At 71.6% G+C, this 18,579-nt stretch carries 20 protein-coding genes; 13 read left to right on the top strand and 7 right to left on the bottom strand.

Translation table 11 applies throughout. The annotated features are described in order from the left end of the window. The first annotated feature begins 237 nt into the window (after nucleotides 1-237). Nucleotides 238-2,160 (top strand): bifunctional UDP-sugar hydrolase/5'-nucleotidase, encoded by a 1,923-nt coding sequence (locus tag DVK06_RS05135; protein ID WP_121599541.1) that lies wholly within the window; start codon nucleotides 238-240, stop codon nucleotides 2,158-2,160. A 12-nt stretch (nucleotides 2,161-2,172) separates the two neighbouring features. Here the strand turns inward: DVK06_RS05135 and DVK06_RS05130 are convergent, their stop codons facing one another. Then, complete coding sequence (locus DVK06_RS05130; protein WP_121599540.1) at nucleotides 2,173-2,655, bottom strand: VanZ family protein; 483 nt, start codon at nucleotides 2,653-2,655, stop codon at nucleotides 2,173-2,175. Nucleotides 2,656-2,933: 278 nt separating this feature from the next. Between DVK06_RS05130 and DVK06_RS05125 the strand changes: the two genes are divergently transcribed. Both DVK06_RS05125 and DVK06_RS05120 read left to right on the top strand, forming a co-directional pair. After that, nucleotides 2,934-4,865: an aldehyde ferredoxin oxidoreductase family protein gene (locus DVK06_RS05125; RefSeq protein WP_121599539.1), complete on the top strand. Its 1,932-nt coding sequence runs from the start codon at nucleotides 2,934-2,936 to the stop codon at nucleotides 4,863-4,865. A gap of 61 nt (nucleotides 4,866-4,926) precedes the next feature. Beyond that, complete coding sequence (locus tag DVK06_RS05120) at nucleotides 4,927-5,262, top strand: hypothetical protein (protein ID WP_121599538.1); 336 nt, start codon at nucleotides 4,927-4,929, stop codon at nucleotides 5,260-5,262. An 84-nt stretch (nucleotides 5,263-5,346) separates the two neighbouring features. Here DVK06_RS05120 and DVK06_RS05115 read toward each other — a convergent pair whose 3' ends face one another. From DVK06_RS05115 to DVK06_RS05100, 4 genes are read right to left on the bottom strand one after another with little or no spacing between them, the layout of a single operon-like run. Continuing rightward, a complete protein-coding gene (locus tag DVK06_RS05115) occupies nucleotides 5,347-5,694 on the bottom strand; it encodes an AzlD domain-containing protein (protein WP_121599603.1) in 348 nt (115 codons plus the stop codon). Further along, a complete protein-coding gene (locus DVK06_RS05110; protein WP_121599537.1) occupies nucleotides 5,691-6,380 on the bottom strand; it encodes an AzlC family ABC transporter permease in 690 nt (229 codons plus the stop codon). The genes DVK06_RS05115 and DVK06_RS05110 overlap by 4 nt, the downstream gene beginning before the upstream one ends. 2 nt (nucleotides 6,381-6,382) lie before the next feature. Further along, nucleotides 6,383-7,246 carry an RNA methyltransferase gene (locus DVK06_RS05105; RefSeq protein ID WP_121599536.1) on the bottom strand — a complete coding sequence of 288 codons (864 nt, stop codon included), beginning with the start codon at nucleotides 7,244-7,246 and terminating at the stop codon, nucleotides 6,383-6,385. Next, entirely contained in the window at nucleotides 7,243-7,833 is a 591-nt protein-coding gene (locus DVK06_RS05100; RefSeq protein WP_053771412.1) for a hypothetical protein, read from the bottom strand. Before DVK06_RS05100 ends, DVK06_RS05105 begins: the two co-directional genes overlap by 4 nt. A gap of 141 nt (nucleotides 7,834-7,974) precedes the next feature. On the opposite strand from DVK06_RS05100, the gene DVK06_RS05095 reads away from it, so the two are divergent. The 3 genes from DVK06_RS05095 to DVK06_RS05085 all read left to right on the top strand — a co-directional run bounded on the left by DVK06_RS05095 (nucleotide 7,975) and on the right by DVK06_RS05085 (nucleotide 11,044). Continuing rightward, complete coding sequence (locus DVK06_RS05095) at nucleotides 7,975-8,544, top strand: DUF192 domain-containing protein (RefSeq protein ID WP_121599535.1); 570 nt, start codon at nucleotides 7,975-7,977, stop codon at nucleotides 8,542-8,544. A 340-nt stretch (nucleotides 8,545-8,884) separates the two neighbouring features. Beyond that, complete coding sequence (folP, locus tag DVK06_RS05090; RefSeq protein ID WP_199236381.1) at nucleotides 8,885-10,156, top strand: dihydropteroate synthase; 1,272 nt, start codon at nucleotides 8,885-8,887, stop codon at nucleotides 10,154-10,156. Between the two features lie 162 nt (nucleotides 10,157-10,318). Beyond that, nucleotides 10,319-11,044 carry a 6-hydroxymethylpterin diphosphokinase MptE-like protein gene (locus tag DVK06_RS05085; RefSeq protein WP_053771503.1) on the top strand — a complete coding sequence of 242 codons (726 nt, stop codon included), beginning with the start codon at nucleotides 10,319-10,321 and terminating at the stop codon, nucleotides 11,042-11,044. On the opposite strand, the gene DVK06_RS05080 is transcribed toward DVK06_RS05085, so the two are convergent. After that, nucleotides 11,041-11,826 carry a creatininase family protein gene (locus DVK06_RS05080; protein WP_121599534.1) on the bottom strand — a complete coding sequence of 262 codons (786 nt, stop codon included), beginning with the start codon at nucleotides 11,824-11,826 and terminating at the stop codon, nucleotides 11,041-11,043. The two genes, DVK06_RS05085 and DVK06_RS05080, sit on opposite strands and share 4 nt — an antisense overlap. A 167-nt stretch (nucleotides 11,827-11,993) precedes the next feature. On the opposite strand from DVK06_RS05080, the gene DVK06_RS05075 reads away from it, so the two are divergent. The 7 genes from DVK06_RS05075 (at nucleotide 11,994) to DVK06_RS05045 (ending at nucleotide 18,019) form a co-directional block, all read left to right on the top strand. Continuing rightward, nucleotides 11,994-12,401 carry a nascent polypeptide-associated complex protein gene (locus DVK06_RS05075; RefSeq protein WP_053771409.1) on the top strand — a complete coding sequence of 136 codons (408 nt, stop codon included), beginning with the start codon at nucleotides 11,994-11,996 and terminating at the stop codon, nucleotides 12,399-12,401. Then, nucleotides 12,398-13,138: a tRNA (adenine-N1)-methyltransferase gene (locus DVK06_RS05070; protein WP_121599533.1), complete on the top strand. Its 741-nt coding sequence runs from the start codon at nucleotides 12,398-12,400 to the stop codon at nucleotides 13,136-13,138. The genes DVK06_RS05075 and DVK06_RS05070 overlap by 4 nt, the downstream gene beginning before the upstream one ends. Before the next feature lie 84 nt (nucleotides 13,139-13,222). After that, the gene (locus DVK06_RS05065; RefSeq protein WP_121599532.1) at nucleotides 13,223-14,239 is read left to right on the top strand and encodes a DUF5821 family protein; all 1,017 of its coding nucleotides are present in this window, start codon (nucleotides 13,223-13,225) and stop codon (nucleotides 14,237-14,239) included. 77 nt (nucleotides 14,240-14,316) lie between these two features. Beyond that, entirely contained in the window at nucleotides 14,317-15,438 is a 1,122-nt protein-coding gene (locus DVK06_RS05060) for a pyridoxal phosphate-dependent aminotransferase (RefSeq protein ID WP_121599531.1), read from the top strand. Nucleotides 15,439-15,551: 113 nt separating this feature from the next. Beyond that, nucleotides 15,552-16,754: a methionine adenosyltransferase gene (locus DVK06_RS05055; RefSeq protein ID WP_121599530.1), complete on the top strand. Its 1,203-nt coding sequence runs from the start codon at nucleotides 15,552-15,554 to the stop codon at nucleotides 16,752-16,754. A 48-nt stretch (nucleotides 16,755-16,802) separates the two neighbouring features. Beyond that, on the top strand, nucleotides 16,803-17,519 hold the full coding sequence (locus DVK06_RS05050; RefSeq protein WP_121599529.1) for an SDR family NAD(P)-dependent oxidoreductase: 717 nt from the start codon (nucleotides 16,803-16,805) through the stop codon (nucleotides 17,517-17,519). 47 nt (nucleotides 17,520-17,566) lie between these two features. Next, entirely contained in the window at nucleotides 17,567-18,019 is a 453-nt protein-coding gene (locus DVK06_RS05045) for a DUF5804 family protein (RefSeq protein WP_053771403.1), read from the top strand. 31 nt (nucleotides 18,020-18,050) lie between these two features. Here the strand turns inward: DVK06_RS05045 and DVK06_RS05040 are convergent, their stop codons facing one another. Beyond that, the gene (locus DVK06_RS05040; protein WP_121599528.1) at nucleotides 18,051-18,578 is read right to left on the bottom strand and encodes a hypothetical protein; all 528 of its coding nucleotides are present in this window, start codon (nucleotides 18,576-18,578) and stop codon (nucleotides 18,051-18,053) included. Between the last annotated feature and the right edge of the window lies 1 nt (nucleotide 18,579).

Genomic DNA, 18,579 nt, shown 5'->3' with positions numbered 1-18,579 from the left:
CGTCGTCGAGCCCCATATCGCGTCTGCGCCGTCGAGCCCCATGTCGCGTCCGCGTCGGGATCAGTCGCGTCGTCGCGGTCGCGGTCGCGGTCGGCCGCGAGTCCGACGACGCGGGTCGACCACGCGCCCGCCGGCCGGAGACGAATCGTTTGCGAAGAATACTCAAACACGCCGAACTGGTAAATATATATCATTTCATAGAAAGATTTTATAAACTTCTCTGTGTGGAAGAATTCGATGTCACGGGACCGTGACTACGGACGGCGTGACGTACTGCGAGCGGGTGGAATCGTACTCGGCGGGTCGCTCGTCTCCGGATCGGCGGCGGCCGCGGACGGCGAGGGAGCGACGACGCTCACCGTCCTGTCGTACAACGACATCCAGACGGCGGCGGCGCAGGACGAGAACTTCCCGCGGCTGGTGACGCTCATCGAGCAGCGGCGAGCGGCGGCCGACGGCCCCGTCGTCGTGGTCGGCGGCGGCGACGAGGTGGGACCGCACGCGCTGAGCCCGATATCGCAGTGGCGCGCGCCGGTGGACGTGCTCAACGAGGTCGAGCCGGACGCCGACGTGATCGGCAACCACGAGTTCGACTACGGGCTCGACCCCATCTCGGACGTGACGGCCGACTCCGAGTTCCCGTGGCTCGCGACGAACCTCGTCGACAGCGAGACGGGCGAGGCGTTCGACGGCACGGAGTCGTACCGGATCGTCGAACGCGGCGGCGTCAGCGTCGGGATCATCGGCCTCGCCGACCAGGGCGCGACGACGGGGAAGACGAACATCGACTTCGCGGCGGAGGGCATCACCATCGAGGACTACACCGAGACCGGCCCCGCCGAGGCGAAGCGGCTCAAGGAAGAGGAGGGCGTCGACGCCGTCGTCGCGCTCGCGCACACCGGCATCGGCGACGCCGAGGAGCTCGCGGAGGCCGACGCGGACGACGACATCGACGTGATCGTCGTCGGCGACGACGAGCAGCTCTATCCGCCCCAGGAGGTCGACGGATCGATCGTCTCCGAGGCGCGGGCCCGCGCGGCCTACCTCAGCGAGATCGAACTGACGATCGAGGGCGGCGAGGTCACCGCGTGGGACGGGGAGCTGATCGAGGTCACCGAGGACGTCGAGAAGGACCCGACCGCGTCGAGCATCATTAACGACTACCGCGCGGAGGTGAGCCTCGACTCGCCGGTCGTGGAGACCGAGACGCCGCTCAACGCCACGTTCGGCGCGAACTACCACCGCGAGACGGGCTACGGGAACCTGATCACCGACGCGATGCGCGAGCGCGTCGACGCCGACGCCGCGATCACGAACGCGGGCGGTATCCGCTCGGACTCGGTGTACGGGCCCGGCGATATCACCGGCGGTGACATCTTCAACACGTTGCCGTTCCCGAACACGGTCATCTCGCTTGAGCTCACCGGCGAGGAGCTCGTCGAGACGCTGGAGAGCCAGGTCGTCACGCTGGAGAGCGACACCGGACAGCAGTTCGGCGAGGAGATCTCCCAGCAGACCAGCGGCCTGCGCTTCGAGTGGGTGCCCCACGACGACGCCGACGAACTGGTCCGCGAGGTGTACGTCGGCGGCGAGCCGCTCGACCCCGACGAGACATACGAGGTGGCCGTCAACAGCTACATCGCGAACGGCGGCAGCGGCTATCCGCTCGAAGACAAGCCCGTGGTCGAGGAGACGGGCGAGCTACAGGCGACGACGGTCGTCGACTACCTCGAACCCCGGGAGACGATCGCACCGACCGTCGAGGGCCGGATGCAGCGCGTCGACCGCGACCTCCCCGACGCCTCGGTCACCGTCGACGGGAACGGCAAGGTGGTCACGCAGTTCGACGCGCCCGACGACGTCGACTCCGTCGCCGAGGACACCGTCGCCGTCTGGGCGTCCGACGGCGAGCACCTCGACGCGGAGAAGGTCGTCTTCGACGACGAGGAGGCGACCCTGATGGTGCGCGTCGACGACGGCGACCTCGCCGAGACGGTCGAGGACGCGGACGACGGCGAGGAGGTCCCGCTCGACCTGTACGCGGAGTACGAGTCGAGCGAGTTCGACCACATATACTTCGAGCGCTCGCGGCTGAACGCCGACGTGGCGGCGACCGTCCGGCGCCGCGGCCGCGGCCGCGCCGGCCCGCCAGGACGCTGAACGCGGGCGTCACTAGCGCCCGTCGTCGCGGTCGCTCGCCGCTTCCGGTCCGCTCCCCCAGGCGACCGCGATCCCCGCTCCGATGACCGCGCCGACCGCGTTGACCGCGGCGTCGCGCCACGCGAAGGACCGCCACGGGATCGGCGCCTGGACGAGTTCGATCCCGAAGCCGAACGCGACCGCGGCGCCGGCCGCGAGGAGCGGTCCGAACCGATGTCCCCGCGCCACCGGGACGAGCAGCGCTGCGAGGACCGCGTAGCCGACGAGGTGGAACGGGTCGGTAAGCCCGACTTCGGCTGGCAGGGCGTCGAGAGCGCCGCCGAGCGCGCTCTCCTCGCCGCCCGACGACGCCGGGACCGGAACCACGGACGCGACGAGCACGGCGAGCGCGACCCCGAACGCCCTCGCTCGGTCGCGCCCGGTCGCCCTCAGACGGCGCGCGACCCCTCCCGGACGGCGTCCGGTCGTCTCTTCTCGCCCGTCTCGGTCGGTCACGCTCGCGCTTCGCCTCGCCGGCAATTATGGCCTGCGGCTTCGCGATGTTCGGCGTCCGACGCGGGACGCCGACCGAAACCGGTCGCTCGCACCACGTCGTCGCGGTAATGTGAGAACCGTTCGCACCCCGCTGCCGTCCGCGAGTATTCACGCACGGAACGCGCGGTCCATTCATAAGCGCCGTGGCGCCGACGCCTCCAGTTTGGTAACTGGTTCCGGTTGCGTCCGGAGGTGAACACCTAACACGTTGTGGTCCGTCTATAATGAACGAGCATTACATGACTGAAATGGGCGGCTACAGAGACCGTGTGGCACAGGTCGAACTCGGCGGTGGCGAGGTCAGCTACCGCGGGATCGACGACGACGACGCGAAGAAGTACATCGGCGCGCGCGGGCTCGGCGTCAAGTACGTCTTCGACAAGGGGCCCGACGTGGACCCGCTGGGACCGGAGAACCGACTGGCGTTCATGACCGGCCCGCTGACGGGCACCCAGACCGTGATGAGCGGCCGGATCGCGTTGGTGACCAAGTCCCCGCTGACGGGGACCGTCACCGACTCGCACCACGGCGGCTGGTCCGGGGCGCGGCTCAAGTGGGCCGGGCTCGACGGCATCCTGCTCGACGGCGAGAGCGACGAGCCCGTCTACCTGTTCGTCGAGGACGGCGACGTGGAGGTACGCGACGCCTCGCACCTCTGGGGCCAGGGCGTCCACGACACGATCGACCAGATCGGCGAGGAGGTCGAGGGGAAGGTCGGTCGCGACGTCTCCGTGATGGCCATCGGTCAGGGCGGCGAGAACCAGGTTCGCTACGGCTGCGTCATCAACGAGGACGACCGCGCCTCGGGCCGCGGCGGCACCGGCGCCGTGATGGGCGCGAAGAAGGTGAAGGCGGTCGTCGTGAAGTCGGGCACGGACATGCCCAAGCCCGCCGACCCCGAGACGTTCCAGGAGGGGTACCAGCAGGCGATGGAGGTCATCCGCGAGTCCGACGTGACCGCGCCCAACGAGGGCGGGCTCTCGATGTACGGGACGAACGTCCTGATGAACGCGACCGAGGAGATGGACGGGCTCCCGACCAAGAACGCGAAGTACACCTCGACCGAGGCGTACCACGACGGCGAGGGCGTCGACATCGAGGCGGAGCGCGTCTCCGGCGAGAACGTCCGCGAGAACATCCTCGTCGACGAGCCGACCTGTCACTCCTGCCCGGTCGCCTGTAAGAAGGAGGTCGAGGTCAGCGTCACGCACAAGGGTCAGGACATGAACGTCCGCACGGAGTCGTACGAGTACGAATCCGCGTGGGCGCTCGGCCCGAACTCGGGGCACTCCGACCGCGACGAGATCGCGGTCATGCTCCAGCGCTGTAACGACCTCGGCATCGACACCATCGAGGCCGGCAACATGATGGCGATGGCGATGGAGATGAGCGAGGAGGGCAAGCTGGACGGCGTCGGCGGCCTCGACTGGGGCGACTCCGAGACGATGATCGACCTCATCGACGAGATCGGCCACCGCTCGTCGGACCTCGGCGACCTGCTCGCGGAGGGCCCCGAGCGCGTCGCCGACGCGAAGGACGCGCACGGCAACAAGCTCTCCGTCAAGGGGCAGACGATGGCCGCCTACGACCCGCGCTGTATGAAGGGCATGGGGATCGCGTACGCGACCTCCAACCGCGGCGCCTGCCACCTGCGCGGCTACACGCCGGCCGCCGAGATCCTCGGGATCCCGGAGAAGGTCGACCCGTACGAGTGGGAGGGGAAAGGCGAGCTCACCGCCACCTTCCAGGACCTTCACGCGGTGTCGGACTCGTTCGACATCTGTAAGTTCAGCGCGTTCGCGGAGGGGATCGAGGAGTACGTCCTCCAGTACAACGGCGTGACCGGTCGCGACCTCTCGGAGGACGAGCTGTTCGAGGCCGGCGAGCGCGTCTACAATCTCGAACGCTACTACAACAACCTCGCCGGCTTCGACGGCGCGGACGACACGCTGCCGAACCGGTTCATCGAGGGCCACCCGGACGCCGTCCCCGGCACGGGCGCCAGCGAGGGCGAACTCGTCGAACTCGACCAGCTGAAGGCCGAGTACTACGAGACCCGCGACTGGGTCGACGGGGTCGTCCCCGACGAGAAGCTCGAGGAGCTCGGCATCGACATCGGCCCCGGCACCGGCGTCTCGGCCGGCGACTCCGCCGCCCCGGCCGACGACTGATCGACACCGCGTCCGCCGACCCGCGTTCATTTTTAAGTGTCTCACGCCGGTAGCCCCGGCTATGTCGCATGACCCGCTCTCGCCGTCCGAGGCCCTCCGCACCCGTGCCGGCACGGTTCTGGGCGCCGTGAGCCTGTTCGTGTTCGTCTACTCTCTGTTGATCGTCGGACAGATCCTGCTCGGGGTCATCGCCGTCGCGGTGCTCTCGGTCGGCCCGTACCTCTCGTACCGGGTGTTCGCGGCGCTCGACTCGCTCGCCGACGCCGCCCAGCGGATCGCCGCCGCCCGCGAGCGCGAGGCCGACGACGGCGGCTCGCGGTTCGACCGCCCCGTCGACCGCGGCGACTCGGCCTCCCGGAAGCCCTCCGCGGAGCGGCCGACGGAGCGCGAGCGCTGACGGAATCGTCGCTCCAGTCGGCCGCGGCAGCGGGTCACGCCGTCGCGACGCCGACGCGGCCGCACAGAGCGCGCCTCGCGAGCCTCAGCCGAACACGATGAACCGGAACAGCCACAGCGTCCCCATCCCGGTCGCGATGGTCGCGAAGACGTTCTCGGTTCGCCACGCAACGGCGCCGGCGACGGCGCCGGCGATCAGCCGCTCGTCCAAGAGGGTCGCGGCGACCGACGGGCGCAGCGTCACCAGGTCCGGGAGGACGAGCGCCGCGAGGACGGCGGGCGGGACGTACCGGAGTGGCCGCTGGACGCGCGTCGGGACCCCGTCGATCCGGCCGAACAGGTGGATGAAAGAGAGCCGGATCCCGTAGGTGATCACGCCGATGACGACGATGGCGGCCCACGCCCGCGGGGAGGCGACGAGCGCGCCGGTCACCGGCCCGCGACCTCCGTTGCGAGCCCCGCGCCGATCCCGCACAGCGCGCCGACGAGCAGCCCCAGGTTGAGCGGCAGCCCGGCCGCGACGACCGCGACCGCGCCGCCCGCGCCGCCCGCGACGGTGGTCGGCCGGTCCTTCATCGCTGGGACGAGGAGCGCCAGGAACACGAGCGGCACCGCGAAGGTGAGCCCCCACGCGTCGGGGACGCCGGCGCCGAGGACGACGCCCGCGACGGTGCCGATCTGCCAGACGACCCACAGCGAGGCGGCGGCGCCGAGGTAGTAGCGCCACCGGCTCCGGTCGGGGTTCTCGCCGAACTCGGCCACCGAGAGCGCGTACGCCTGGTCGGTGAGGAGGTACGCGAGCCCCGCGCGGAGGCGGCGCCCGTAGTCGGCGAAGTGCGGCGCGATGGACGCCGAGTACATCAGCATCCGGAGGTTGATCACGACGGCCGTCCCGACGACGACCGCGAGCGGCGCGTTCTCGCCGAGCAGTTCCAGCGCCGCCAGCTGCGAGGCGCCCGCGAACACGATCACGGACATCCCGACCGCCTCGGCGAGGCCGAGCCCGGCGTCGACGGCGGCGATGCCGGCCACGAGCGCGAACGGCGCGACCCCGAGGATGAGCGGCGCGACGTCGCGGACGCCGGCCAGCAGGTCCTCGTCGAGGACGGAGTCGGACACGGCTACTTCTCCCGCGGGTACGGCGGCTCGTCGTACTTCGCCGCGAGGTGGTCGGCGTGCTCCAGCTTCGTGTTCGCCTTGCGGAAGGTGCCGAGCAGGGTGTGGATCTCGCGTTCCGTCGGGTGCGCGCGGCCGAGCAGCCGGCGCATCAGCAGCGCGTTCTTCTCGCGGACGTGGTCGCGCTGCCCCGTCGCCGCGAGGAAGTCCTCGAAGAACCCGTGGAAGCGCTCCACGTCGGCCTCGGGCGCGCGGGTGACCTCGGTGTCGGGCAGCTGGGTCTCGCCGACCGTGAGGTCACGCAGCTCGTACAGCAGGACGGTCGCGGCCTGCCCGAGGTTGAGGACGGGGTAGTCGTCGTCGGCCGGGATCGAACACACCTCGTCGAGCCGCGAGAGCTCCTCGTTGTTGAGCCCGCGACCCTCGCGGCCGAAGACGATGGCGGTGGGCGCGTCGACGGTCTTCAGCGACTCGCGGAGCTCGACGGGCGTCTTGAACGGGAAGCGCTCGTGGCTGCGGTCGTCCTCGCCGGTGATCGCGGTCGTGCCGACCGTGTGGTAGTTCGCGACGACCTCCTCGAAGGTGACCTCGTCCGCGTTCGGCAGCACGTCCTCGCGGGCGTGGCCGGCGAAGCCGTACGCCTCGCCGTCCTCCCGCAGCTCCGGCGGGTCGACCAGCTTGAGGTCGGTGAGGCCGAAGTTCTTCATCGCCCGCGCGATGGTCCCGACGTTGCCCGGGGTCTCGGGCTCGACGACGACGACCACGGGCGTCTGCCGATCCGCAGCGTCGTCCGACTCGGCGGACGCCTCGGCGTCGGTCGGCTCCGCCGCTCCCTCGCCCGTCGCCGGCGCTCGCTCGTCGCCGCTCATCGGTCCGACGGGTAGTCGGTGGAGAGGTCGAGGTCGGACTCCGCCAGCTCCTCCTCGGTCAGTTCCTCGCGGTCGGTCTCCTCGCCGCGGGCGAGTTCGAGGATGTCGATCCGCTCGCCCTCGAACCCCTCTTCGATCCGCTCTTGGACCTCCTGCTGGTCGGGCAGGTCCGGGAGCCCGTCGGGGTCCTCCTCGACGTGCTCGACGGAGCCGTACCCCTCTGGGGCCTCGTTGCCGGCGGCGACCCACTCGTGGAAGCGGTCGGCGAACTCGACCGACCCCTTGTGCTCGCTGCCGCCCTCCTCGCGGAACCAGTAGAGCAGGTCGGGCTCGTGTTCGGGGCAGAGCAGGACCTCCCCTTCCGGCTCGCCGTACACGATCTCGGCCTCGTTACAGCGGTGGACCTCCGCCTCACCGTAGTCGAGGTAGCAGACGTCGCACGGCTCCTCGACGAGGCTGACGAGCCGCAGGAGCCGTTCCCGCGGGTCCTCCGGAATCTCGTCGAGGGGCTTCAGCTCCTCGTCGTCGCTGAATATCTCGTCCTCCTCGAAGCGCCACCCGCGGAGGCCGATGCTCACTTTCGCCATGTTCACGCTACGCTCCGGCGGCGATAAAAGCGCGTCCTTCCCGGCACGCGGACGGTCGCTGCGCCGCGCCGAGGCCGCGGCGTCCGCACGCGTTCGCCGCCGATGCAGTCGCTTATATCGCCGGCCGCCCTCGTTCCGGCCATGAGACGGCGGCGACTCCTCGGACTGACCGCGGCCGGGACCCTCGGCGCCGCGGCGGGCTGTCTGGGCGACCGCGCGGGCGACGACGGCGCGGGCGGGGAGAACGACTCGACCGACGGCGGTGGCGGTTCGGACGGCGGCGACGGCGAGTCGGCGTGGCCTACCGGGGCGTACGCGGACTACGAGACGACAACCGTGACAGTAGCGGGCCCCGACGGAGAACTGAAGGGGTCGGTGACCGCCGCGATAGCTTCCACCGGTCCTGAACGCCGTCTGGGTCTCAGCGACGCCGAGTCGCTGCCCGGGGACAGCGGGATGTTGTTCGTCTACGGTTCGCCGCGCGACTCGCTCACCTACGTGATGCGTCGGATGAGCTTCGGCATCGACATCGTTTACGCCGACGGCGACCGGGAGATCACACGGATCCACAACGCGCCCGAACCGGGGCCGAACGAGGACGGCGAGGAGCAGCGGTACCCCGGCTCCGGGCAGTACGTGCTGGAGGTCCCGTACGAGTGGACCGACCGCCACGGCGTCGGAGTCGGCGACTCCCTCCGGTTCGATTTGTAATTGGAGTCTTCAGTGCGTGGATCGGCGGCGAACACCGCCAAAGCCCCGGCCCCTTCGAACCCCGCCTGGTGCAGCACCTCACACCACCACGACCTCGCCGCTCGCTCGGGGCTCCCTTCGGTCGCCCGCGTCGCCCGCGGCGTCCCTCGCGCGTGCCGTCACCGGCGCTGCGCGCCGGCTTCCAGAGGGACCAAAGGCCCCTCGCGGCTCGGCCGCAAAGCGGCCTCGCGGGCACGCGCCACCGCACCACCGATCATTTATAAATAGTTGTCCGGTCGATCCCCCGGCGAACCCGTCGGGTACTCGCCCCGTTTATGTCGCTCGCGCCCGTGGTGATCGTATGCGAAACGTGGACGCCGCGGGGCTCGGGATCGGCGACGACCACCCGCCCCGGATCATGGGCGTGCTCAACGTCTCGGAGGAGTCGCCGTACGACCCCAGCGTGTACGACGACCCCGGTGAGGCCGCGGCGTACGTCGACGAGGAACTGATCGGCGAGGGCGCCGACATCGTCGACGTGGGCCTCGAATCGGCCAACAAGGACCTCGACGTGCTCTCCGCCGAACAGGAGTTGGATCGGCTCGACACCGCCGTCGAGACCCTCGAATCGACCTCGGGCGACGCCGTCTGGTCGATCGAGACGCGCTACCACGAGGTCGCCGACGAGGCGCTCTCGCGCGGCTTCGACATGGTCAACGACATCTGCGGGTTCGCCGACCCGGAGATGCCCCGCGTCTGCCGCGAACACGACGTGGCGGTCTCGAAGATGGCCTCGCCGCCGGACCTCGAACGCCCGGGCGCCATCGAGGACGTGGACGACATCTACGAGGCCCTCTCGATGAACGGCCTCACCGACAAGACGATCCTCGACCCCGCGTTCGGCGGCTGGTCCGAGGCGAAGACCCACGAGGACGACCGCGAGACGTTCCACCGCCTGCGCGAGTTCCGCGGCTACGGCCGCCCCCTCCTCGTCTCGATCAACCGCAAGAGCTTCCTCAAGACGGTCGCCGGCCGCAGCACCGAGGAGGCGCTCCCGGTCTCGCTCGCGGCCACGTCGATGGCCGTCGAGCGCGGCGCCCACGTGATCCGGACGCACGACGTGGCCGAGACGCGCGACGCCGCCCTGATCGGCGCCGAGTTCGCCCGCGACCGCTACGCCGGCGGGGCCGACGACGCCGTCGCGGTCGCGGAGCTCGACGTGACGACGGTCCGGGAAGCGGGGCGCCACCTCGATCGGATCGGCGCGCCGCGGGCGGCCGACGGCGACCGCGACCCCGCCGAGGCCGCGGTCGTCCGCACCTACGAGCTCGACGGGCTCGGCGACGCCGCGGTCGGCGCCCTGCGCGCCGCGACCGTCGGCGGCGACGCGAGCGCCGCGACGTTCGCGCTCGGCGATCCGAACCGGGCCGGCGTCCCGACGACTCCGACGACGACCGACGGCGGGACCGGTGACCGCGCGAACGGCGGATCTGCCGGCGGCGCCCTCCCGGACCGCCGTCGCGGCCTCCTGATCGGGACCCCGGACGCGATCGAATCGGTCAGGGAGTCGGTTTCAGGCGTCTCCGACGCGCTCGACGCCGCGCTCGACGGAATCGCAGCCAACGTCAGTTAAGAGAAAGTTTATGCCCTCGTGTAGACAACCGATCGACCGGACGCCGGAGGGGCACGCGGGTAGGGGTACTCTGTGCCACTCCGGTCCATACCATAATTCGACCGGCGAGCGGCGGCGCCGGTCTGGACGGAGACAGGATCCCGCACGCGGAGTGACCAGTCCGTGAACTTCGCGACCTTCGAGCCCGTCTACGAGGCGATCCTCGCCGACTTCGGGTTCGACAGAGCCGCCGACGAGCGGGCCCGAGACCTCGCCGCCGACCTCGCGACGCCGTTCCCGCCCGACCGCCTCGGTGATTGGGAGGGGCAGACTGTCGCGGTCGCGGGCGCGGCGCCGTGCCTCGCCGACGAGGTGGCGCTCGCCCGCGACGCCGACGTCGTCGTCGCCGCCTCCACGGCGGCCGACGTGCTCGCCGACCGCGGCGTCGACGTCGACTGTATGGTGACCGACCTCGACAAGAACCCCGAGACCGCGGCGTCGCTGACCCGCGAGGGCGTCCCCGTCGCCGCTCACGCCCACGGCGACAACGTCCCCGCCGTCCGCGAGTGGCTCCCGCGCTTCGCCGACGAGTGGACGCTGGCGACGACGCAGGCGGCCCCCGTCGGCCCGGTCCGAAACCCCGGCGGATTCACCGACGGCGACCGAGCCGCGTTCCTCGCCGACCACGTGGGTGCCGGCGAGCTTGTCTTCCCCGGCTGGGACTTCGACGACCCGGCGGTCGACCCGATGAAGGCGCGGAAGCTCGACTGGGCGGCGCGGCTGCTCCGCTGGCTCGAACGCCGCCGCGGCGAGGCGTTCGCGGTCCTCGACGGCCGGCGCGAGGCGACCGACGCCGCGCTGGACGAGATCCTCGGCGACGGGGGCGACCGGGAGCCCGACGGCGCTTAGGCCGTCTCTCCTTCGACGCGCGGCTCCGGGAACAGTTCCTCCGCGTCGCGCTCGCCGATCCACTCCGCCAGCTGGACGAGCTGGTCCGCGGCCGCCTCGAACAGGCGCTCCGCCTTCTCGGGCGTCACGTCGGTCGGGTCGCCGAACGCGCCGTTCGGCGAGTTGTCGACCGCGTCGTAGAAGGTGCGGGCGCCGTGGACCGTCGCCTCCGCGCTCGCGAGGTCGACGAGGCCGCCGTCGCGGGCGTCTTCGAGCCGGTCCTCGCGGACGAGGTCGGGCGCAATGTGGGAGATCATCGCCGTCTCCTTCGGTCCGGCGTGGGGGCCGTTGTGCTCGAACAGGTCGTCGACCAGCTCCGGGATCGACTCGTCCCACATCCACTCGACGGCGTAGGCGACCTCGTCCTCGTGGAGCCGGCGCCCCACCTCGCGGAGGTGCTGGACGTTGCCGCCGTGGGCGTTCACGAACACCACGCGGTCGATCCCGTGGTACGCGAGGTTCCGCGAGAACGACTCGACGTAGTCCCGGAACTCCGGCGGGTCGACCCACATCGTCCCCGGGAACTGCCGGTGGTGCGGGCTGACGCCGACGTTGACCGTCGGCGTTCGGAACGCGTCAGACCGCTCGGCGGCCGCCATCGCGAGCGCCTCGGCGATCAGGTGGTCTGTCGCGAGCGGGAGGTGGGGGCCGTGCTGTTCGGTCGAGCCGAGCGGGACGAGCGCGACGGAGCCGGGAGCGAGCGCGTCGCCCAGCTCCGGCCAGGTGTGGTCCGCGAGGTACATACCGCCGCCTCGCGCGCGACACGTATCAACCCAGCCGTCTCGGTCCGGTTCGCCGGGTTCGGTCGGACTGCGTTCAGCCGGCCTCGCCGCGACCGCGCTCCCGCAGCGCGTCGCCGCTTCGGCCCGTGTCGACACCCTTTTTGTGTCGTCCGGCCGAATTAAGTGGCATGTTCGGAGGCGGCGGCATGAACCCGCGCAAGATGAAACAGATGATGAAACAGATGGGGATCGACGTCGAGGAGCTCGACGCCGAGCGGGTCGTCATCGAGACGGCCGACGGCGACGACCTCGTCTTCGACGGCGCCCAGGTGACCAAGATGGACGCCCAGGGGCAGGAGACCTACCAGATCGTCGGCTCGCCCGAGTCGGTCGCCGACGCCGGCGCGGGCGGCGCGACGGCCGTCGAGGGCGGCGACGACCCGGCGCTCGACGACGCGGACGACGGCGACGACGGCATCCCGGAGGAGGACGTGAAGCTGGTCGCCCAGCAGGCGGGCGTCTCGAAGGAGGCCGCCCGCGAGGCGCTGGAGGCGGCCAACGGCGAGCCGGCGCGAGCGATCTCGGACCTGCAGTGACGGACGCCGCGTACCTGCTCGTCCACGAGGACCGCGAGTACCTGCTGGAGCCCGGCGAGGAGTTCGGCACGGACCTCGGCGTGATCGAGGTCCCCGAGGACGTCGCGGCCGGCGACGAGGTCGAGACCCACCTCGGCACCGTCTTCGAGGTCCGCGCGCTCCGCGGCCCCGACCTGTTCAACCACCTCGAACGCACCGGCGCGCCGATGATGCCGCGCGACGTGGGCCTCGTGATGGGCCACACCGGCGCGTCCGGCGGCGACCGCGTCCTCGACGCCGGCACCGGGACCGGCATCCTCGCCGCGTACCTCGGCCGCGCGGGCGCCGACGTGACCACCTACGAGGTCGACGCCGAGTTCGCCGAGGTCGCCCGCGAGAACATGACGACCGCGGGCGTCGCCGACCGCGTCGAGGTCCGGACCGGCGACCTCACCGACGAGCTGGGCGCGCTCGCCGACGAGGAGCCGTTCGACGCCCTCACGCTCGACACGGGCGACGCCCCGGCGGTCGTCGAGCGCGCGGACGACCTGCTGGCGCCCGGCGGCCGCCTCGCCGTCTACTCGCCGTTCGTCGAGGGTACCCGCGAGGCGGCCCTCGCCGCGCGCGAGGCCGGCTTCGACGAGGTCGAGACGCTGGAGACGATCCAGCGCGAGATGGACTTCTCCGACCGGGGCTCGCGCCCCTCCACCGCGGGCGTTGGGCACACGGGCTACCTCGTGTTCGGGCGGGCGCCCTGACTGCGCTCCCGACCCTCTCTGCTTCCCGCGGCGTCCGCGCGAACCGGCGCAACGCTCTTTCGGATCGCGGCAGTGACGACGTGTGTGACCGGTGACGACGCCGCGCCCGGAGCCGACTCCGACGCCGCCGGCGACTCCGCCGCGGCGGCGAGCGACGGCTTCGGTGACAGGGGCGAGGTCTCCGACGCGCTCCCGCGCCCCGACGACCCGCTCGCCGATGCGGTCGAGACCGCGCTGGCCGACCGGTCCGCGGTCGTCGCGGTCGGCGTGCCGATCCGGCTGCTCCCGTCCGTGCTGGCCGCTCGCGAGCGCTCCTCGGGCCCGCCGTGGCGGGTCGCGTGCCGGCCGGGCGTCGTCGACGCGCTCTCGCGCGCCCTCGTCCTCGGGAGCGCCGTCGCCGAGGCGGTCGAGACCGACCAGATACGGGTCCGAACCGGCGACCCGCTCGGCCACGGGGCCGGCGGGACGCTGTTCGCGAGCCCGGACCGCGCCGACGCCGTCGTCGGCCCCCGCGGGGACCGGACCCTCGCGACGAGCGCGGCCGAGACCGACTCCGAGGCGGTCGACGGCGCCCGCGCGACGGCCGAGTCGCGGTTCGACGCGGCGACGACCGACCCCGTCGGGATGCCCTCCCGAACGCGGCTGCTCGCCGCCGCGCGCGAGATCCTCGACGACCGCTTCGCCGACGACTTAGCGGCGGTGCTCGCGACGCTCGACCCCGGCGAGTTCGGCCGCACGACCGAGCCGTCGGACCGGACGCTCCTCGCCGCGCTCGCGGCGCGACACGACTACCTCTTCCGCGATCTGCGGCGCTGGGTCGGCACCGACGGCGTCGGGATCGCTCCGGCGCAGGAGTTCACCCGCGACCGGGAGGCGCTCGTCGACCGGGGGCTGATCGAGTCGATCAAGGTGCCGATGGGGCCGGGCCGGCCGATGCTCCGGCTCCGCGCCGTCGACGACGCGCTGTTGCGAGCGCGGCCGACGGAGGTACCGGCCGTCCTGGAGGGTCGGTTCGCGCTGCCGACCGACGCGGACGGCCGGGTCCGCGACGACGCCCGCCGGGGCGAGCGCCGCCCCGTCTGGGAGCGTCGGCGCTGGTGACTCGACGGCGTCGAGTCGGGGCCCGGCGCTCGGGCGACGTGGCAAGAACTAACTCTCGGCGGCGCGCCCACACTGACATGACGACGTTCTCCGACAGGGTCGAGCGGATCTCGATCAGCGGGATCCGCGAGGTGTTCGAGGCGGCCGGCGACGACGCGATCAACCTCGGGCTGGGCCAGCCCGACTTCCCGACGCCGGACCACGCCAGACGGGCCGCGGTCGACGCCATCGAGTCCGGGAAGGCGGACGCCTACACCGAGAACAAGGGCACGCGGTCGCTGCGGGAGGCCATCGCCGAGAAGCACCGCGCCGACCAGGGGATCGACCTCGACCCGGGCAACGTCATCGCGACCGCGGGCGGCAGCGAGGCGCTCCACGTCGCCCTCGAAGCGCACGTCGACGCCGGCGACGAGGTGCTGATCCCGGACCCCGGGTTCGTCTCATACGACGCCCTGACGAAGCTGGCGGGCGGCGAGCCGGTCCCCGTGCCGCTCCGCGACGACCTCACGATCGACCCGGCGGCCGTCGAGGACGCGATCACTGACGACACGGCGGCGTTCGTCGTCAACTCCCCCGGCAACCCCACCGGGGCCGTCTCCTCCGAGGAAGACGTGCGCGAGTTCGCCCGCATCGCGGACGAGCACGACGTGCTCTGCATCTCCGACGAGGTGTACGAGTACACCGTCTTCGACGGCGAGCACTACTCGCCGATCGAGTTCGCGGAGACGGACAACGTCGTCGTCGTCAACTCCGCCTCGAAGCTGTTCTCGATGACGGGCTGGCGGCTCGGCTGGGTGTACGGGTCCGACGAGCGCGTCGAGCGCATGCTGCGCGTCCACCAGTACGCGCAGGCGTGCGCCTCGGCGCCGGCCCAGTACGCCGCGGAGGCCGCGCTCCGCGGCGACCGCGGCGTCGTCGACGAGATGACGGCGTCGTTCCGGCGCCGCCGGGACCTCCTCCTCGACGGCTTCGACGAGATCGGCCTCGACTGCCCGACGCCGCAGGGCGCGTTCTACGCGATGCCCCGTGTTCCGGAGGGGTTCGTCGACGAGTGCCTCGACCGCGGCGTGGTCGTCGTCCCCGGCGAAGCGTTCGGCGAGGGCGGCGCCGGCCACGCGCGGATCTCGTACGCGACCGACGAGGCGGAGCTGCGCGAGGCCCTCGACGTGATGGCCGAGGCGTACGCGGCGGTCCGCTGACGGCGTCGGCCGGGGCGTGGCCGCAATATCTGCCGAACCATAACCAGGGAGCATTACCCCGGTGCAGGTGGTTTCCGCAAGTTATACTGCCGCCGACGGAGTAGCGAGGGGCAATGGACCGGAACATACAGGTCAGCCGCCTCGACCGGCAGGCGGTCGAGGACCAGGAGGTCGAAATCGTCGAGCGAAAGGGGATCGGTCACCCCGACTCGATCTGCGACGGCGTCGCGGAGTCGGTCTCGCGGGCGCTCTCGCAGCTCTACCTCGACCGCGTCGGCAAAGTCCTCCACTACAACACCGACGAGACGCAGCTCGTCGCCGGCCGCGCGGCCCCCGCGTTCGGCGGCGGCGAGGTCGTCGAGCCCATCTATATCCTCATCGTCGGCCGCGCCACGAAGGAGTACGACGGCGAGCAGCTGCCCGTCGACTCGACCGCGCTCGCGGCCGCCCGCGACTACCTCGCCGAGGCGATCCCAGAGTTGGAGTACGGCACCGACGTGGTCGTCGACGTGCGGCTCGGCGAGGGGTCGGGCGACCTCCAGGACGTCTTCGGCGAGGAGACTCAGGAGGTCCCGATGGCCAACGACACCTCCTTCGGCGTCGGCCACGCGCCGCTCACCGAGACGGAGACCATCGTCCGCGAGGCCGAGCGCGCGCTCAACACGACCTACCACGACGACCACCCCGAGCTGGGCCCCGACGTGAAGATCATGGGCAAGCGCGAGGGCGACCGGATCGACATCACCGTCGCCGCCGCGATGGTCGACGCCTACGTCGAGGGGCTCGACGAGTACGACGACGCGGTCGCGTCCGTCCGCGAGTACGTCGACGACCTCGCGCGCGAGTACACCGACCGCGAGGTCCACGTCGACGTCAACACCGCCGACGACTACGACGAGGGGTCCGTCTACCTCACCGTCACCGGCACCTCCGCCGAGCAGGGCGACGACGGCTCGGTCGGCCGCGGGAACCGCGCCAACGGGCTCATCACCCCGAACCGCCCGATGTCGATGGAGGCGACCTCCGGGAAGAACCCCGTCAACCACATCGGGAAGATATACAACCTGCTCTCCACCCGCGTCGCCGAGTCCGTCACGAGCGAGGTCGACGGCATCCGCGACCTCCAGGTCCGGCTGCTCTCGCAGATCGGTCGCCCGATCGACGAGCCGCACGTCGCCGACGCGCAGATCGTCACCGAGGACGAGGTCGCGCTGGGCGACATCGAGGACGACGTGATCGCCATCGTCGACCGCGAACTGGCCGACGTGACCGACGTGACCCGCAGCGTCATCGAGGGCGACGTCTCGACGTTCTGAGGGCGGTCGGCCCGGGGTTTCTACAGGCGCGGCGCCGTAGCGATCGCTATGGCCGACACCCCTACCGACGTCGACCTCAAGGCCGACCTGACCGACGACGTGGCCCTCGTCACGGGCGCGACGCGCGGGATCGGCGCCGAGATCGCCGCGGAACTGGCGGACCTGGGCGCGACCGTCTACGCCGGCGCACGCGACCCCGACGACGTGACCGCGGCGGACCAGCGCGCGGTCCGGCTGGACGTGACCGACGACGACGAGGTCAGCGCCGCGGTCGACCGGATCGAGCGCGAGGCGGGATCGCTCGACGTCCTCGTGAACAACGCGGGCGTGTTCGCCCGCTCCGGACCGCTCCACGAGATGGACGTCTCGGACTTCGACCGCACGACGGCCGTCAACCTCCGCGGCCCGGTCGTCCTGACAAAGCACGCGCTGCCGCTGCTGTTGGAGGGAACCGGCGGTCGCGTCGTGAGTCTCTCGTCGGAGCTGGGGCAGTTCACCGAGGGGCAGATGGGCGGCGGCTACCCGGCCTACCGGCTCTCGAAGGTCGGCGTCGGCGGGCTGACCGCGTACCTCGACGGGGAGTACGGCGATCGGGGCCTCATCGCGAACGCCGTCTCGCCGGGGTGGGTCCGGACGGACATGGGCGGCGACGAGGCCCCGAGAACCCCGTCGAAGGGCGCCGAAACGCCGGTCTGGCTCGCGCGGTTCGCGCCGGGGAGCCCCGCGGGGCACCTCTGGAAGGACCGCGAGCGGGTCCCCTGGTAGCGTCGGCGACCGCAACGGATTTGCGCCGCCCGGTCCGAACCCCGGGCATGACGCGGGTGTGTCTCCTCGGCGACCCCGACGTGGAGCTCTCCTACGAGCTGCTCTCCCGCGAGACGGCTCGCGACGCGCTCGCCACCTACGACATCGAGGAGCCCTTCGAGAACAGCGTCGCCGTCGACACCGTGAGCCTCGGCGCCGCCGTCTCCCTCCTCAACGACCTCGACTGGTACCTCGCCCGCTTCGTCGCGGAGGCGCTCGTCCTGGAGCCGTCCGTCGCGACCGACGAGTGGCTCTCCCGCGACCTCGCCCGCGAGGTCCGCGACGGCGAGGTGCCGCCCGAGGAGACCGACCAGCGACTGAAGGTGTTCGGGCTCGTCGACGGGCGCCCGGTCGAGCCGCTGTTCGTCCGCCGGCGACAGGGCGAGACGCCGGAGTACGACCTGCGCGACGTCGAGGAGACCGTCGTCGTCCGCGTGAGCGAGTCAGAGTTCTCCGGCTGAGGCGTGCGCGGCGACCGCGGCGCCCGCCGACTTACGCCTCGTCGACCTCGGCGAGGATCCGCGTCCGAACGGGGTCGACGTCGACCGGCGCCCACGCCTCGACGTCGTAGGTCACGTCCGCGAGCGTCTCCAGCCGCTCGTCGTCGCTGTCGCCTATCGCCGCCACCGCCTCCTCGCGGAGCCGTTCGAGGACGGCGTCTGAGAGTGCCTCGCGGTCGACCTCCCGATCCGGGATTTCGAGGATGTGCGGGAGGTCCTCGGCGCCCGCCGGAAGCGTCGGGAACGCGGCGGGACCGACCGCGAGCGCGGTCTCCCGTTCGGACGCCGACTCGGAGCCTGCGCTCGAAAGGGCGGCCGACGGCGCCGGCACGAGCGCGTACTCGGCCACCGCGAGGTCGATTGCGGCGTCGATGGCGGCCTCGTCGACCTCGGCCCGCTGTTTGAACGCCAGCTCGGAGAGCGCCCGCGACAGCTCCGCCCGGGTGAGCCAGCCAAACAGGTCGACGACGCCCGCGAGGTCGTCGCGCGCGGCGACGCTCGGCCCGCTCGCGCCCGCCATC

It is taken from the genome of Halorubrum sp. Atlit-28R (assembly GCF_003665955.1).
Classification (GTDB): domain Archaea; phylum Halobacteriota; class Halobacteria; order Halobacteriales; family Haloferacaceae; genus Halorubrum; species Halorubrum tropicale.
The sequence above is the reverse complement of the archived record's forward strand: the minus strand, read 5'-3'. Positions and strand labels throughout refer to the sequence as shown.